The sequence below is a fragment of the Buttiauxella warmboldiae genome, from assembly GCF_003818135.1.
In the GTDB taxonomy this organism is placed as follows: Bacteria; Pseudomonadota; Gammaproteobacteria; order Enterobacterales; family Enterobacteriaceae; genus Buttiauxella; species Buttiauxella warmboldiae.
On the sequence record NZ_RPOH01000026.1, the window covers coordinates 12,321 to 28,436 of the forward strand.

12 protein-coding genes and 1 pseudogene are annotated in these 16,116 nt (G+C 52.4%); 6 read left to right on the forward strand and 7 right to left on the reverse strand.

Annotated elements, in window-relative coordinates; all coding sequences use genetic code 11:
• Nucleotides 1–11: 11 nt before the first annotated feature.
• From EHN07_RS07865 to EHN07_RS07880, 4 genes and pseudogenes are all read right to left on the reverse strand, one after another.
• On the reverse strand, nt 12–374 hold the full coding sequence (locus EHN07_RS07865) for a YibL family ribosome-associated protein (RefSeq protein WP_124023624.1): 363 nt from the start codon (nt 372–374) through the stop codon (nt 12–14).
• A gap of 83 nt (nt 375–457) precedes the next feature.
• Nucleotides 458–1,004, reverse strand: a pseudogene (gene mtlR / locus EHN07_RS07870) (mannitol operon repressor MtlR).
• 42 nt (nt 1,005–1,046) lie between these two features.
• A complete protein-coding gene (gene mtlD, locus EHN07_RS07875; RefSeq protein WP_124023626.1) occupies nt 1,047–2,192 on the reverse strand; it encodes a mannitol-1-phosphate 5-dehydrogenase in 1,146 nt (381 codons plus the stop codon).
• Nucleotides 2,193–2,299: 107 nt separating this feature from the next.
• Nucleotides 2,300–4,219 carry a PTS mannitol transporter subunit IICBA gene (locus EHN07_RS07880; RefSeq protein ID WP_124023627.1) on the reverse strand — a complete coding sequence of 640 codons (1,920 nt, stop codon included), beginning with the start codon at nt 4,217–4,219 and terminating at the stop codon, nt 2,300–2,302.
• 475 nt (nt 4,220–4,694) lie between these two features.
• On the opposite strand from EHN07_RS07880, the gene EHN07_RS07885 reads away from it, so the two are divergent.
• The 5 genes from EHN07_RS07885 (at nt 4,695) to EHN07_RS07905 (ending at nt 11,232) form a co-directional block, all read left to right on the forward strand.
• Nucleotides 4,695–5,303 (forward strand): glutathione S-transferase, encoded by a 609-nt coding sequence (locus EHN07_RS07885; protein WP_124023628.1) that lies wholly within the window; start codon nt 4,695–4,697, stop codon nt 5,301–5,303.
• A gap of 70 nt (nt 5,304–5,373) precedes the next feature.
• Nucleotides 5,374–6,762: an L-seryl-tRNA(Sec) selenium transferase gene (selA, locus tag EHN07_RS07890; protein WP_124023629.1), complete on the forward strand. Its 1,389-nt coding sequence runs from the start codon at nt 5,374–5,376 to the stop codon at nt 6,760–6,762.
• Nucleotides 6,759–8,606 carry a selenocysteine-specific translation elongation factor gene (gene selB, locus EHN07_RS07895; RefSeq protein WP_124023630.1) on the forward strand — a complete coding sequence of 616 codons (1,848 nt, stop codon included), beginning with the start codon at nt 6,759–6,761 and terminating at the stop codon, nt 8,604–8,606. The genes selA and selB overlap by 4 nt, the downstream gene beginning before the upstream one ends.
• Before the next feature lie 198 nt (nt 8,607–8,804).
• Nucleotides 8,805–9,956, forward strand: coding sequence for an L-threonine dehydrogenase (gene yiaY, locus EHN07_RS07900; protein WP_124023631.1), 1,152 nt, complete (start codon nt 8,805–8,807; stop codon nt 9,954–9,956).
• A 196-nt stretch (nt 9,957–10,152) separates the two neighbouring features.
• On the forward strand, nt 10,153–11,232 hold the full coding sequence (locus tag EHN07_RS07905) for a type I restriction endonuclease (protein ID WP_124023632.1): 1,080 nt from the start codon (nt 10,153–10,155) through the stop codon (nt 11,230–11,232).
• A gap of 68 nt (nt 11,233–11,300) precedes the next feature.
• Here EHN07_RS07905 and exaC read toward each other — a convergent pair whose 3' ends face one another.
• The gene (exaC, locus tag EHN07_RS07910; protein WP_124023633.1) at nt 11,301–12,839 is read right to left on the reverse strand and encodes an acetaldehyde dehydrogenase ExaC; all 1,539 of its coding nucleotides are present in this window, start codon (nt 12,837–12,839) and stop codon (nt 11,301–11,303) included.
• A 189-nt stretch (nt 12,840–13,028) separates the two neighbouring features.
• Here exaC and EHN07_RS07915 point away from each other — a divergent pair, with 189 nt between their 5' ends.
• Entirely contained in the window at nt 13,029–13,901 is an 873-nt protein-coding gene (locus EHN07_RS07915; protein ID WP_124023634.1) for an ROK family protein, read from the forward strand.
• Nucleotides 13,902–13,996: 95 nt separating this feature from the next.
• On the opposite strand, the gene ompA is transcribed toward EHN07_RS07915, so the two are convergent.
• Both ompA and EHN07_RS07925 read right to left on the reverse strand, forming a co-directional pair.
• Nucleotides 13,997–15,043, reverse strand: coding sequence for a porin OmpA (gene ompA / locus EHN07_RS07920; RefSeq protein ID WP_124023635.1), 1,047 nt, complete (start codon nt 15,041–15,043; stop codon nt 13,997–13,999).
• 212 nt (nt 15,044–15,255) lie between these two features.
• The gene (locus EHN07_RS07925) at nt 15,256–15,885 is read right to left on the reverse strand and encodes a helix-turn-helix domain-containing protein (RefSeq protein ID WP_124023636.1); all 630 of its coding nucleotides are present in this window, start codon (nt 15,883–15,885) and stop codon (nt 15,256–15,258) included.
• Nucleotides 15,886–16,116: the final 231 nt, after the last annotated feature.

Sequence of the window (16,116 nt, forward strand, 5' to 3'; positions counted from 1 at the left end):
AGCGGGAAAAATTAGAAATCGGTATTAGCAAAACCGGTCATTTCTTCGAGATCCATTTCACGGCCTAACGCCGTCATGGGATGCACAATCACCAGGCCACGCACCGCTTTTTTCAGCTTGCCCATATCAGCCTGTTCTTTCTTAGTGATAGGACGTTTGTACGGCAACGCCATCAGCTTTTGCGCTTCTTTGCTCAGCTTCTGGTTGCGCACCGCTTGCAGGCGCACAATTTCAATCTCCAGCTTCGCTTTCTCTTTTTCCAGCTCAGCATACTTTTCAACATCGTTGATCAGATGCAATTGCGGCATTTCGTGACGGATGGCGTCCAGACGATCGCTAAGACGTTTGATTTCTGCTTTTTCGATTTCTTTCATTTTTGATTAACCGTGAATAACTTTCATTGCTGGCAAGGATACACCATTCGGCGTAAGAGGGCGAAAAGGGACTTTGCGTGAGATTACTTCTGGAAGGCTTTTTTTAAGCTGATCCGTGAGATCAGCTCGGTTAAAGAGAGCACCATCGTTGAGCGGACAATCTGCTGGTAGCGCTGTTTTTGCATGGCAAACAGTTCAGGATCGCTGCCATCAACCCATTTGGGCGTCGGCGGCAGCGCTGAAACGCAGTGCAGTTCACCAAACGGGCCAAGCATTTCATCATCGGTAAAATTATATTCATTACCGTCGTGATTTAACTCTTCGCGTAGAGCCATCAGCAATTCACAATCTTCGTACTCGGCGCGATTGAGCACGCCAAGGCCGTAGATTAGCTTGAGGCGCACGGAAAGATCCCCTAACGGGCCATCGCCATCCAGCAGCGGTTCCACCGCGTATTTCACCGCATAATCATCTTTACGGAAGACCTGCAATACCAGGATATTCACCGCTTCGGTAAGAAGGTCGACTGCGGCAATCAGCAGGCTGCGTACGGTTTTTCCGGCATTAAGACGCTCAAGCACACGGTTTTCAAAGGCCTGGGTTTCTTCCATCTTTGCCTACATCACTCAAAGTATTATTGGGTGCAGCGTCCGCGGCACCCGTTCTCTATAGCTATTTGCCGTTATAGGCGCTCACCGCTTCTGCCACCGCATCGCTATTGACATCAAGGCCGGAGATCTCCGCAAGCGTGGCCTGCGGGCCTTTAGCCGCCAGCAGTTTCTCCAGCTCTTGCGCCTGCGGATCTTGCTCGCTGCGGTAATGCATCGCCGCCGCAATGCCGGCAATCAGGAATTGGCGCGGCAGGCCGTATTCAATCGTGCCCAGCAGCGGTTTAATCAGGCGGTCGCCCGCACTCAGTTTACGCAGCGGCTGGCGGCCCACACGTTCCACATCATCTTTCAGATACGGATTCTCGAAACGGCCCAGAATTTTCTGGATATAGGCCGCGTGCTTGTCTGCATCAAAGCCATAACGCTTGATCAGCACCGCGCCGCTTTCATCCATCGCCCCTTTCACCACCGCACGGATTTTCTCATCCAGAATGGCATCGCGGATGGTCTGATGACCGGCCAGCTGACCAAGGTACGCGGTTATAGCATGCCCGGTATTGAGCGTGAAGAGCTTACGCTCCACAAACGCCATCAGATTATCAGTCAGCTCCATGCCAGCAATGTCAGGCAGCTCACCTTTGAACTGGGTTTTATCCACAATCCACTCGCTGAAGGTTTCAACGGTCACTTCAAGCGGGTCATTGGTGGCAGATTCTGAAGGCGGAACGATACGGTCAACGGCAGAATCAACAAAACCAACGTGCTGCTCAACCCAGGCCTGATCATCTTCAGAAAGTGCCTTCATCACGTGAGCTTTCAGCTGGCTGGTACCGCGCACCATATTTTCACAGGCGATAATGTTCAGCGGTTTTTCATTACCGTTGCTACGGCGCAGCACCAAACCTTTGGCGACAGCTGGCGCGATACGCTCCAACACAACCGGCCCGACGGCGGTGGTCACCAGGTCAACGTCGGCAATCAACCTAACAACATCGTCGCCGATGCTGCTGACGGCATTGACATTAGAAACCGTATCGATTTGCTCTTGCTCGCCCACCACGCGCACCTGGTAGCTATGGCGTTCGTTCAGCGCGTCCAGCACGGTTTGGTTAACGTCTGCGAAGGTCAGTTGGATACCCGCGTCTGCCAGCAGTTTTCCGATAAAGCCACGGCCGATATTACCTGCGCCAAAATGTAATGCTTTCATGTCGTTCACCTTCTTAAATTTGAATTACCCGAGAGGGTTCGGGTGAGTCGTTTAGGGAAACGCCCCTCACCGGAACCCTCTCCCATCCGGGAGAGGGAAACTAAGACTTACTTCTTACCGGCCAGCAGGTCGAGCACTTCCTGAACGCTGGTGGTATTCGCCAGGCGGTCAATCACCGACTCATCATCCAGCGCGTTGGTCAGGCTGGTGATCACCTGGATGTGTTCGTTATTGCGGGCAGCAATACCGATAACCAGGCGGGCAATATCTTCACTCTCTTCACCAAAGTGCACGCCGTGTGGATACTGACAGAACACTACGCCGGTTTTCAGCACGCGGTCTTTCGCTTCAACCGTACCGTGTGGAACCGCGATACCTTCACCCAGGTAAGTTGGGGTCAGTTTTTCGCGCTCGAACATCGCATCCACATATTCCGGCTGGACATAGCCACCGTTTACCAGTTGCTCACCGGCAAAGCGAATCGCCTCTTCTTTGGTGGTCGCCGTCAGGCCGAGGAACACGTTGCCAGCGCCCAGACGGAACAGCATCTCTTCGTCAGCAACGAAGCTGTCTTCCAGGCTGCTCATGACCTTCACTTCTTTCTCGCTCAGGTTATGAGAGGCCACCAGACGCTCGGTCAGGTTGGAATACAGGCTGCTGTCGAGGAAGTTGGTCAGGGAAATATGCTGTGCCTGTGGCACCTGGCGCATCGCACGCTCGGTCAGGTCACGGTGCGTAATTACCAGGTCAACGTCATCCGGCAAGCTGTTGATTGCGCAGTTTGTCACCGAGATATTTTTCAGGCCCGCATCGCTGACTTTCTTACGCAGCACGCCAGCACCCATGGCGCTTGAACCCATACCGGCGTCACACGCTACGATGATTTTGCGTACGTGGCTCAGGTCGTTAGACAAGCCAGCACCTACCGCCAGTGGCGCGGTTGCACCTTTGGATTCCGCTTTCATCTCAGCCATACGGCGAGCCGCGGCTTCAATATCATCTTCTTCTTTCACTTTGCTGGTTTTCAGCAAAATCGCTGAAACCACGAAGGAGACGATTGTTGCTGCAACGATTGCCGCGATATTCGCGAAGTAAGCACCTTTTGGCGTCATTGCCAGAACCGCAAGGATGGAACCCGGAGATGCCGGAGAAACCAGACCGCCGTTCAGCAGAGTCAGAGTGAACACGCCGGTCATACCACCGAGGATAACGGCCAGGATCAGACGTGGGTTCATCAGCACGTACGGGAAGTAAATTTCGTGAATACCGCCCAGGAAGTGGATGATTGCCGCGCCGCCCGCAGACTGCTTAGCATTGCCACGGCCGAAGAACATGTACGCCAGCAGCACGCCCATACCCGGACCCGGGTTGGCTTCAATCAGGAAGAAGATTGATTTGCCCAGCTCGTGAGACTGCTGAATGCCCAGCGGCGAGAAGATACCGTGGTTGATGGCGTTGTTCAGGAACAGGATTTTTGCCGGTTCTACGAAGATAGACGCCAGCGGCAGCATGTCATGAACCACCATGAAGTTAACGCCCGCCGCCAGAACTTTGGAGAGGACTTCAACTGCCGGGCCGATACCCATGAACGCCAGAATCGCCAGAATCATACCGATGATGCCAGCGGAGAAGTTGTTCACCAGCATTTCAAAGCCGGATTTGATTTTGCCATCAACCCATGCGTCGAAATGTTTAATCGCCCAACCGCCCAGAGGACCTGCGATCATCGCGCCGAGGAACATTGGCATATCCGCACCGACGATAACGCCCATGGTGGTGATGGCGCCGACTACCCCACCACGGTCGCCGCCGATTAAGCGACCACCGGTATAACCGATGAGCAACGGCAGCAGGTAGGTAATCATCGGGCCGACCAGTTTCGCCAGCGTCTCGTTTGGCAACCATCCGGTTGGAATAAATAAAGCGGTGATAATACCCCAGGCGATAAATGCGCCGATGTTTGGCATGACCATGTTGCTCAGGAAACGACCAAAGCTTTGCACTCTGATCTTGATATCGGATGACATACGCACACCCCTTGTTGTGTTTACGTGCTGAAAAAGTAGCCCGAGAATTATTGTTAATGTGGCGGCAACGCAGGGTTGCCAGATGCTCTAGTGAGGCGAAATCTGGCACGTGATCGTTAAGCTGTCCAGTAGTGGCAAATTTGTGTGACAAAGATCACTCATTACGGGGGAGGCTGAAGCCAGATCTAGCGATCTGAATCACATAATGGCCGGGTAAAAAAAACGCATCAGCCATTTTTTGTTCATCTCTGACATCTTTATGTGATGAAAGTCACACTTTACGATTATCACTTTGTTATTTAAATGTGAGTTACCTCACAAAATATTTTATGCCATTGTTCACTAGTGTGATCCAGGGCGAGGCGTGGATTTCATTTTGTCTGAAAACTACAGCGCAGCGGCAGGCGACTGTGTACTACTTTTTCAGGCAACCTGAACCATACTTACCCTTTGTCGATTAAAAATGGACGATGTCATGAAACTTATCGGTAATTACACCAGCCCATACGTGCGCAAAATATCGGTAATCTTGCTGGAAAAGGGCATCACGTTTGAGTTTGTCAACGATAACCCGTGGACGGCAGAAAGCAGCACGCCGCAATATAACCCGCTGGGAAAAGTCCCGGCGCTGGTGACCGACGACGGCCAGTGCTGGTTCGACTCCCCGGTGATTGCCGAGTATCTCGAACTGTTGGCTATCGCCCCACCTCTTATTCCACGCGAACCATTAGCCGCTCTGCAAATGCGCCAGATAGAGGCGCTGGCCGACGGCATTATGGACGCAGCGCTGGTTTCAGTGCGCGAGCGGCAGCGCCCGATTGAGCAACAATCTGAAACGGAGCTGCTGCGCCAGCGTGAGAAAATCAGCCGTGGGCTGACGCTGCTCGAACAGTACGCCGCGGATAAAAAACTGGATGCGGAAAACCTCAGCGTAGCGACCATCGCGGTAGCGTGCGCGGTGGGCTACCTCAACTTCCGGCGCGTTTCCCCGGGCTGGTGCGTGGAGCGCCCGCATCTGGTGAAACTGGTAGAGAAACTTTTCACACGTGAAAGTTTTGCCCGTACCGAACCGCCGACGGCATGATCTATCGCCATGACAGGGGGGCAACTCCCCCTGTAAACTATCGCGATATTTCACCACTCTGCGGCTTGCCATGACTACCCATCGCCCCTTGTACAGCCAGCTTCCTGCCATTGATAAGCTATTACGCGACGCCTCTTTCAGCACTTTGCTCAATACCTTCGGCCACACCCAGGTGGTTAACATCTTGCGTGAGATGCTGAACATTGCCCGGGAGCATATCCGCACTCAGCAAGCGCTACCCTGCTGGAACGACGATTGGGCAGCCCATGCTCAGTTGCAGCTTGCCTCAGCGCAGCGCAGCGCCTTGCTGCCGGTATTTAACCTGACCGGCACGGTGTTACACACCAACCTTGGGCGGGCCTTGCAGGCAGAAGCGGCGATTGAAGCGGTCACCCGGGCGATGCGCTACCCGGTGACGCTGGAATATGACCTGCACGGCGCACAACGCGGCCATCGTGACAGAGCCTTGTCCGGCCTGCTGTGCGAGCTGACCGGTGCGGAAGACGCCTGCATCGTCAATAACAACGCAGCGGCGGTGCTGCTGATGCTGGCAGCCTGCGCCAACGGTGAAGAAGTAGTGGTTTCTCGCGGCGAGCTGGTGGAAATTGGCGGCGCGTTCCGCATTCCGGATGTGATGCGCCAGGCCGGTTGCCAGCTTGTCGAAGTCGGCACCACCAACCGTACCCATCTGAAAGATTATCGCCAGGCGGCGGGCGAAAACACCGCATTGCTGATGAAAGTCCACACCAGCAACTATCAGGTTGCGGGCTTTACTAAAACCGTCAGCGAGGCCGAACTGGTGGAGCTTGGCAACGAGCTGAACATTCCGGTTGTCACCGATTTAGGCAGCGGCTCGCTGGTCGATCTTAGCCAATGGGGGCTACCGGAAGAACCGATGCCGCAGCAGCTGATAGCTGCAGGCGTAAGCCTGGTGAGTTTTTCCGGGGACAAGCTGCTCGGTGGCCCGCAGGCGGGGATTATTGTTGGCAAAAAAGAGCTTATCGCCCGTATCCAACAGCACCCGCTGAAACGCGCTTTACGCGCCGATAAAATGACGCTGGCGGCACTGGAAGCCACCCTGCGCTTATATCAGCACCCGGAAACGCTGGCCGCAAGATTGCCGACGTTGCGCCTATTAACGCGTGATGCCGGCGAAATCACAACGCTCGCGCAACGGCTGCTACCTGCGTTTGAAGGCAAATTTGGCGAACATTTCACCCTGCTTGTCGAACCCTGTTTATCGCAAATTGGCAGCGGCTCTCTGCCTGTGGACAGGCTACCGAGCGCGGCGTTAACTTTCACCCCTAAAGATGGCCGTGGCACCACGCTTGCCACGCTCACCCAAAGCCTGCGCGAACTGGCTAAACCCATTATTGGCCGCATCAGCGATGGGCGTTTATGGCTCGATTTGCGCTGTCTTGAAGATGAAGCTGGCCTGCTGGAGAATTTACACCCGTGATTATTGCAACCGCCGGGCATGTTGACCACGGCAAAACCACCCTGCTGCAGGCCTTAACCGGCGTGAATGCTGACCGTCTGCCGGAAGAGAAAAAGCGCGGCATGACCATCGACCTGGGCTACGCTTACTGGCCACAGCCCGACGGCCGAATTCCCGGTTTCATCGACGTGCCAGGGCATGAAAAATTCCTCGCCAATATGCTGGCAGGCGTAGGGGGTATTGACCATGCGCTGCTGGTCGTCGCCTGCGACGATGGCGTGATGGCTCAAACCCGTGAGCATCTTGCCATTTTGCAATTAACCGGCAAACCGTCGCTGACCGTGGCTTTAACCAAAGCCGACCGGGTGAGCGAAGCGCGTATCGATGAAGTCCGTGAATCAGTGCTGGAAACGGTCAAAGAATTTGGCTGGCAAGATGCTGCTTTGTTTGTCACCGCAGCCACCAGCGGCATCGGCATTGATGAGCTGCGCGCTCACCTGCTTGCGCTACCGGAACGCCCTCATCCGCGCCACCATCGCTTCCGCCTCGCCATTGACCGCGCATTTACGGTGAAAGGCGCAGGTCTGGTGGTCACCGGTACCGCGTTAAGCGGCGAAGTCAACATTGGCGACACGCTGTGGTTAACCGGCGCCGATAAGCCGATGCGCGTGCGCGGCCTGCATGCGCAAAACAGCAAAACAGAAACGGCGTCTGCCGGGCAACGTATCGCTCTGAATATCAGCGGTGATGCGGAAAAAATGGAGATCAAACGCGGCGACTGGTTACTGGCGCAACGACCACTCCAGCCGGTGGAGCGCGTAATTGTTCAACTACAAAGCCATGCACCGCTGCAGCAGTGGCAACCGCTGCATATTCATCATGCCGCAAGCCACGTCACCGGGCGTATCTCGCTGCTGGAAGATGACCTGGCTGAACTGGTGTTGGATGTTCCGCTGTGGCTTGCAGACAACGACCGCCTGGTACTACGTGATATCAGCGCCCGCGCCACTCTTGCCGGTGCGCGAGCCATTCTTCTGCATGCCCCACGTCGCGGCAAGCGCCAGCCTGCATTTTTGAACTGGCTACACCAGTTAAAACAGGCAGAAAACGATCGGTTTGCGCTCGACATTCATTTGCAGCGTAGCGCCGTGACATTGCCGGATTTCTCCTGGGCGCGGCAGCTCACCTCCCAGGGTTTGCAGGAGCTGCTGAACAGAAGCGATTATCTGCGCGCGGGCAACAGCCTGCTTAGCGAGGCGCTTGCCGCACGCTGGCAGCAGAAACTGCTGGATGCCCTCGAGCGCTATCATCAACAGCATGACGACCAGCCAGGCCCCGGGCGCGAGCGCCTGCGCCGCATGGCGTTGCCTGGCGAAGACGAACCGCTGGTTCTGGCGTTAATCGAGAAAATGCGTCAGGAAGAGTTGCTCGCAAGTCGCCAGGGCTGGCTGCATCTTCCAGACCACAAACCGGGTTTCTCCGCCGAACAACTGGCGATATGGGAAAAAGTAGATGTGCTGTTTGGCGATGACCCGTGGTGGGTGCGCGATCTGGCGCGGGAAACGCAGCAAGATGAACAAACCATGCGCCAGTTGCTGCGCTTTGCCGCACAGCTCGGGCTGGTAACGGCGATCTTAAAAGATCGTTATTACCGCAACGATCGGATTCAAACCTTCGCTAATTTGATCCGCGAATTGGATCAAACGCAGGGCGCTACCAGCGCGGCGGATTTCCGTGACAGTCTCGGCGTCGGTCGCAAACTTGCGGTGCAAATCCTCGAGTACTTTGACCGAATTGGCTTTACCCGCCGCCGTGGGAACGACCATTTGCTGCGTGATCAAGCCCTATTTATGACAGGAAAATAAACCCTCCCCTATAGCTACGTCACTGGAATAAACTCTCAGTGATGTAGTTATCTATATGATATATAAAATATTATAAACAACACCAATGCCAGGCTGATTATTTTTGCGGCTTCGATTACATTTAGCGGCTATTGAACTTTAATTTTCCGTTTAGAGGAATATGTTGTCAGCAATCATCATTAACTAAGGGAAGTTATTATGGCTGCTACCACATTTTTTATCCCTTCCGTCAACATCATCGGCACCCACTGCCTGGACGATGCATTAAATCACCTGCGCGAATACGGCATGCAGCGCGCCTTAATCGTCACCGATATCACGCTCTCAGCTCAGGGCCTGGCGAAAAACCTGCAGCAGGCCCTGGCAAGCCGCAATATTCAAAGCTTCGTCTTTGACGGCACTCACCCTAACCCCACCACCAGCAACGTTGAAGCCGGGCTGGCACTGCTGTGCCAGCATCATTGCGACTGCGTGATTTCGCTAGGCGGCGGCTCACCTCATGACTGCGCCAAAGGCATTGCGCTGGTGGCGACCAATGGCGGAAAAATTAGTGATTACGAAGGCGTCGATCGTTCTCAACACCCACAGCTGCCGCTCGTTGCTATCAATACCACAGCAGGCACCGCCTCAGAAATGACGCGCTTTTGTATCATCACTGATGAAAAGCGCCACATTAAAATGGCGATTGTCGATAAGCATGTCACACCCATCCTGTCCGTTAACGACTCTGCACTGATGGTCGGTATGCCGCAATCGTTAACCGCCGCGACCGGTATGGACGCTCTGACTCATGCGATCGAAGCTTACGTTTCGATTGCCGCAACGCCCATTACCGATGCCTGTGCGCTCAAAGCGATCGCCATGATCTGCCGCTCCCTGCCTGTCGCAGTAGCCCATGGCGATAACACACAAGCACGTGAAGAGATGGCCTATGCGCAGTTCCTTGCAGGCATGGCATTTAATAATGCCTCTCTAGGTTATGTTCATGCGATGGCCCACCAGCTTGGTGGCTTCTACGATTTACCACACGGCGTATGCAATGCAGTCCTGCTACCCTACGTGCAGCAATTTAATAGCTCTGCCGCCGCGGGACGCCTGCGGGATGTTGCCGCTGCAATGGGGGTGGAGGTGACAAACATGTCCGATGCTGAAGGTGCTCAAGTCTGTATCAGCGCCATTCAGGAGCTGGCAAGCAGCGTCAATATACCCGCCGGTCTGCGCCAGCTGGGCGTGAAAGAAAAAGATATTGCCGAACTGGCGACCAACGCCCTGAAAGATGCCTGCGGATTGACCAATCCAGTACAAGCGACACATGAAGAGATCGTGGCTATTTATCTGGCAGCAATGTAACGCACAGCAAACAGAAACCTTCTCTATCTATATGGAGAAGGTTTTATTGTAAAGCTAACAAGAATCTTGAACACCAGAGAAATCGATAAAAAATTAGCTTAATTAGACTATTACGTTGATCAAAGTGATGTATATCAAGTTTTTATTTTCCTGCATAAAGGAGTATCAATGGATACCCATTTTTGAGGCATAACCCATGGATTTTATGGAAAAATTAAATACACTTTCGGAAAAAATAAAACAACAAGCAAGTGCAATTCAAACTGAAGAAGCAACAAAAACAGCATTTGTGATGCCATTTATCCATAATGTATTAGGTTATGATGTTTTTGATCCCACTGAAGTTGTTCCTGAGTTTATCTGTGATGTGGGAACTAAAAAAGGTGAAAAGATCGATTATGCTATTTTTAAAAATGGCGAAGTGCAAATTCTTATTGAATGTAAAAAAATAGGTGATGCGCTCAATCTAAACCACGCATCACAATTATTCAGATATTTTCACGTCACAAATGCACGTATTTCCATTCTAACTAATGGTCAAGTTTATAAATTTTTCACCGATCTTGATTCTCCTAATAAAATGGATGAAAAACCTTTTCTTGAATTCGATTTATTAGATATTGATGAGTATGTGCTACCAGAATTACGCAAACTAACTAAATCTGCATTTGATGTTGAATCGATTATTAATGCTGCAGGTGAGCTGAAATATGTTAGTCAAATTAAAAAATTAATTAATGCTCAATTTTCTACTCCTGATGAAGACTTTGTCCGATTCTTCGCATCAAGAGTCTATGACGGAATTATCACACAAAAAGTTCGTGATTCTTTTACAGCGCTAACAAAAAAAGCAACGACTCAGTTCTTAAATGATCAGATAAACGAAAGGTTAAAATCGGCCATGAACGGGATACAAGTTCCTGTAGTGGCTTCAGAAACATCACCTGAACCATACAATGGAGAGCAAGAAGTTTCTGATGAGAACGAAATCCAGACTACACTTGAGGAGCTTGAGGGCTACCACATCGTTAAATCAATAGTACGCACAGTAGTTGAGGCAGGGCGAATCAGCCAGCGAGATACGAAAAGCTATTTTGGTATTTTACTTGATGATAATAATCGCAAACCAATATGCCGCTTACATTTCAATCGCAATCAAAAATACATTGGTATTTTTGATGCAGATAAAAATGAAACTCGTCATCCAATAACATCTTTAGACGATATCTACCAGCACGCGGATATTTTGAAATCAACGGCCTGTTTGTACGATTAATTTCGCACTCACTTTATTTAACAATGCTATTAGAATCCCTTTCCTGAATAGAGGAAAGGGATCCACCATCAGAACAACCCTAATGGCTTATCGGAATAGCTCACCAGCAGGCACTTGGTTTGCTGATAATGGTCCAGCATCATTTTATGGGTTTCACGCCCGATACCGGATTGTTTGTAGCCACCGAACGCAGCATGGGCCGGATAAGCGTGGTAACAGTTAGTCCATACCCGCCCCGCCTGAATCCCGCGGCCCATTTTATAGGCCAGATTGCCGTTGCGGCTCCAGACGCCCGCCCCCAGGCCATATTCGGTATCGTTCGCCAGCTCCAGCGCCTCTTCCATCGTTTTAAAGGTCGTCACCGCGAGCACGGGTCCGAAGATCTCTTCCTGGAAAACGCGCATGTTATTTTTGCCAAACAGAATAGTTGGCTCAAGGTAGTAGCCCGCTTGCAGATCGCCATCCAGTATTTTACGGCGCCCGCCGGTCAGCACATCTGCGCCCTCTTTTTTACCGATATCAATATAGTTCAGAATGGTTTCCATCTGCCCCTGGGATACCTGCGCGCCCATCTGTGTGTTCACATCCAGCGGGTTTCCACTGCGGATCGATTCCACCCGGCGGATGGCGCGTTCCATAAAGCGTTCGTAAATAGATTCCTGCACCAGTGCGCGGCTCGGGCAGGTGCAAACTTCGCCCTGGTTGAAGGCAAACAGCGCAAAACCTTCCAGCGCTTTGTCGAAGAAGGCATCCTCTTCGTCCATCACATCAGCAAAGAAGATATTCGGGGATTTGCCGCCCAGCTCCAGCGTGACCGGGATAATGTTCCGGGTGGCATACTGCATGATCTGCTGGCCCACTTCGGTAGAGCCGGTGAACGCCACTTTAGCGATGCGTTTTGAAGTTGCCAGATATTCGCCGATTTCCCCTCCGGCACCGTTCACCACGTTAATCACGCCTGGCGGCAGTAAATCACCCACCAGCTCCATCAATAACAGGACCGACAGCGGGGTTAAGCGTGCCGGTTTGAGCACAATGCAGTTACCTGCCGCCAGCGCCGGAGCCATCTTCCAGCTCGCCATCAGCAGTGGGAAGTTCCACGGAATAATCTGCGCGACCACACCAAGCGGTTCATGGAAGTGATACGCCACCGTGTCGCCGTCAACTTCGCTGATCCCACCTTCTTGCGCACGAATACAGGAGGCAAAATAGCGGAAATGGTCGATAGCCAGAGGCACGTCTGCGCCGCTGGTTTCACGAATCGGCTTGCCGTTATCCCAGGTTTCCGCCGCCGCCAGCAGCTCGATGTTCTGCTCCATGCGATCGGCAATTTTTAGCAGGATATTGGCGCGCTCCTGCACGGGCATGCTGCCCCAGGCGGCTTTCGCATCGTGCGCGGCATCAAGCGCCAAATCAATATCGCCTTTGCTGGAGCTGGCAATCTCGCATAGCCGCTGACCGGTGACCGGGGTCAGGTTTTCGTCATATTTGCCGTCGACCGGTGGAACCCATTGGCCACCAATAAAGTTGTCGTAACGCGGTTTAAGCTTGAGCGGAAAACCATACTCGCCCGGGATAATGCGGGTATCGGGAGGATTATTTGTCATCTTAGTCTCCTTGTCGGTTTGCACTCTCAAGCGTAGTCGTCGGCGCGGGTTTCTTCGCCAGTGTTTAAGCGCTTTACGACGCAGGTCACGGATTGGCAATGAGCGGATTAGGAGTAATCAGCCTGCAGGTTATGGGTTTTGATACATACTTAAAGTTTACCTTTTCCCGTTTCGCTACAAGGATTGCTCATGCGCCTGTTTATCAGTTTCGATGTAGGCGGTACCCATGTGAAGCATGGTTTATTCACCGAAGAGGGGGAGGTGCTGATCGCCGAAGAGTATGATACCCACTACGACCGCCAGCAGTTTCTGAATGCCTGGCAAAGCGTGGTGGCGGGATACAGGCAACATAATGAAATTGCGGGTATTGCTATCAGCTTCCCCGGCTATATCAATCCCCATACCGGAAATGTCCCTAAGGCAGGAGCGCTGGAGTTCCTGGATGGCAGCAATTTGCTGGAGATTTTTGGTGAGCTGACGGACCTTCCCATTACCGTAGAAAACGATGCAAACTGCGCCGCACTCGGCGAAATGTGGCTCGGTGCAGGTAACGAATATGATTCGCTGGTCTGCGTGACGATTGGCACCGGCATCGGCGGCGGCATTATCGTCGATCGCGAATTGATGCGTGGCTCGCACTTCCGCGCCGGGGAGTTCGGCGTGTTGCCGGTCGGCAAATATGGCGAAGATATGCATCAGCTGGCGTCGGCCAGGGGGCTGATGGAAGCCTGTCGACGTGAAATGAATATTCCCGCAGAAGAAAAAATCCACGGCAAAGAGATCTTTGCCCGCGCCGAAACGGATCTGCATATTCAGGGGGTTATCGACAACTGGGTGAAGCATCTGGCACGTGGGATTTATAGCGTGGTATCGCTATTTGATCCGCAGGCCATTTTACTGGGCGGCGGCGTCAGTACCCAACCGATGCTCTATCCCATGCTGGAGCGCCACCTGGAAGGATTTAAATTCTGGGACGTGCTGAAAGTGCCGATTCGCCCCTGCAAACTGGGGAATAAAGCGGGGATGCTGGGTGCCGTCTGGCTGGCAAAACAGAAGCCATAACGCCAAAAAAAACCCGGCAAAGATGCCGGGCAACGTATTCAGGCGCTTCTCTCTGTGCAGCGTGCATTTGCACCGCATGCGCTGACGAATAATGCTTACTGCTCGCCCGCAATCTCAACCACTACGCGACGATCTGGCGCCAGGCAGTCAACAAGCTGGGATTTCGGCATATGGCTGTCGCAGCTGCTGCCGGTGACGGAATCGCTTTCACCACGCCCCTGCGCATGCACGCTTTGAACTGACATTCCTTGTGCTACCAGCGCATCAACGACGGCTTGCGCACGTTGCGCAGAAAGCTGCTGGTTGTAATCGGCCGCTCCCAGGCGGTCACTGTAGCCGACGACCGTTGTCGCACTGTTTTTCGCCGCCTGCATCTCAGGGCTGTGATACAGCTGCTGAATTGCCCCATGGCCCTCTGCGGTCAGCTGCGCTGAGTTAAAGCCAAACAGCACATCAGATTTCAGATTGAATTTTTTCACTTCAGGCACTGCCGCCGCTGGCGCTGCAGCAGGGGCGATAACGGCGTCATCATGCTGGCCAAAGCGATAGACAATGCCCGCTGATACAGAGCTTACATCGCTGCTGATGCCAATCTGGTTAGCGTTGCCCACATTGCTGACCCACTGGTATTCCAGACGGCCAGCCCAGTTTTTAGTAAAGGCATATTCAGTACCGAGCGCGGCCAGCGGGCGCACACCGGTTTCAAAGTTGTTATGGCCCGCATTATTGGTTTCGGCGCGGTAACCCATCACACCTGCGCGACCGTAAATATCCCAGCTATCCGTCAGGCCGTAGCTGGCTTTCACAGAGAGCTGCAGGCCCTGGCTCTTCATTTTCGCGCCCGCGACGCCGTTGTTGCCGTTAATGCCCATATTCCCAAGGTAGTCGTAGCCACCTTCAACGGCTAACCACGGAAGCACCTGATAACCGGCAAACACGCCGCCGCTGGCGTTGTCTTTATCGAAATCAAAGTCGGTGGCGCTGCTGGCGTTATCGCTGAAGTTTTTATCGCCGCTGGCATCAAAATAGTGCGACCAGCCCATTTTAGCGCCGCCGTACCAGGTGTTCGCATCTGCCGCAGCAAATACGTTAGAAACGGCGCAGACATTCAGCACGATTAAAGCGACAAGAGTCTTTTTCATATATTCCCTAACATATCCTAATATCTGAGCAAACGACTCAGAATTAAATTGCCATAAGTTTGTTGACAGGAATAATAAGGCAAGAGTTCGCCCGCTTAAATTTCTAATAAGTTTATTTTTAAATAAATCCGGTTTGCCGCATCACTCTGTAATGGAGAAAAACCATTAACACGCTGGGCTAAAAAATAATAGCTTCACTTTTCGTGCTGCTATCAAAATTTCTCAGGCAAATGCTTCATAGCGATTAAATAACCGCCTCTTTTAACCTCAATATAGCTTCCTGACTTCAGCGCAAAGATAACATTGAGCACGCTGCTGCGTGATAAATGCGTTCTTTCCTGAATATACTCAAGAATAGAGGTGCGCATTCTTGTGGCGAGCGGCAGCTGAATCATCTCCTGTAAATGATCGCGAATCACAGAATAGGTGCGTTGCTGCACCACCAGGTCATTGCGGTAAAAGAGATAGCTATTAAAGTAGGCCAGGGTAATGGCGACGTCGCGCCACAGATTTTGCCGATCGAATATCTCCATCGCCTTGCCCACACCGACACGCAGTATGGTTGATGCGGTTTCGACACGCAGAATATGGCAGCGCAGCGATTGCAGTGATTCAGCCAGACCAAACAGATGTGAATCATAGGCGCTGGCAATCACCAGCCCGTCGGTGGCGCGTAAAACCGAAACTTCCCCTTGCATAAAGAGATACAGTTGCGCTTCTCCTTTGTATTCCCAGTGCAATCTCTTGCGCGGCACCACATTTATTTCATGGCTTTCCGGCAGCAGCGCGGCGAGCAGGCGCTCAATTGAGTCATCCGGTTTGGCGGGGGCAGATAACGGCATCAGTTTTCCTCGGTCAATGATTTCACTTTGATTATAGCCATCATGACCGCAGTTTAAAAATAAATAAAATCCTCATGAAATGCGCCGCGTTCTTCTGCCATTACTGCAAACGAAATATTTATATAACCAGAAATACTTTATCCACACCTGAGATATACCAGAAGCGGGAAAAATTTATTTTCAATCAAATTAAAGCTGGGCTTAGAGCGGCCAGCAAAAACGGTGGGCAGC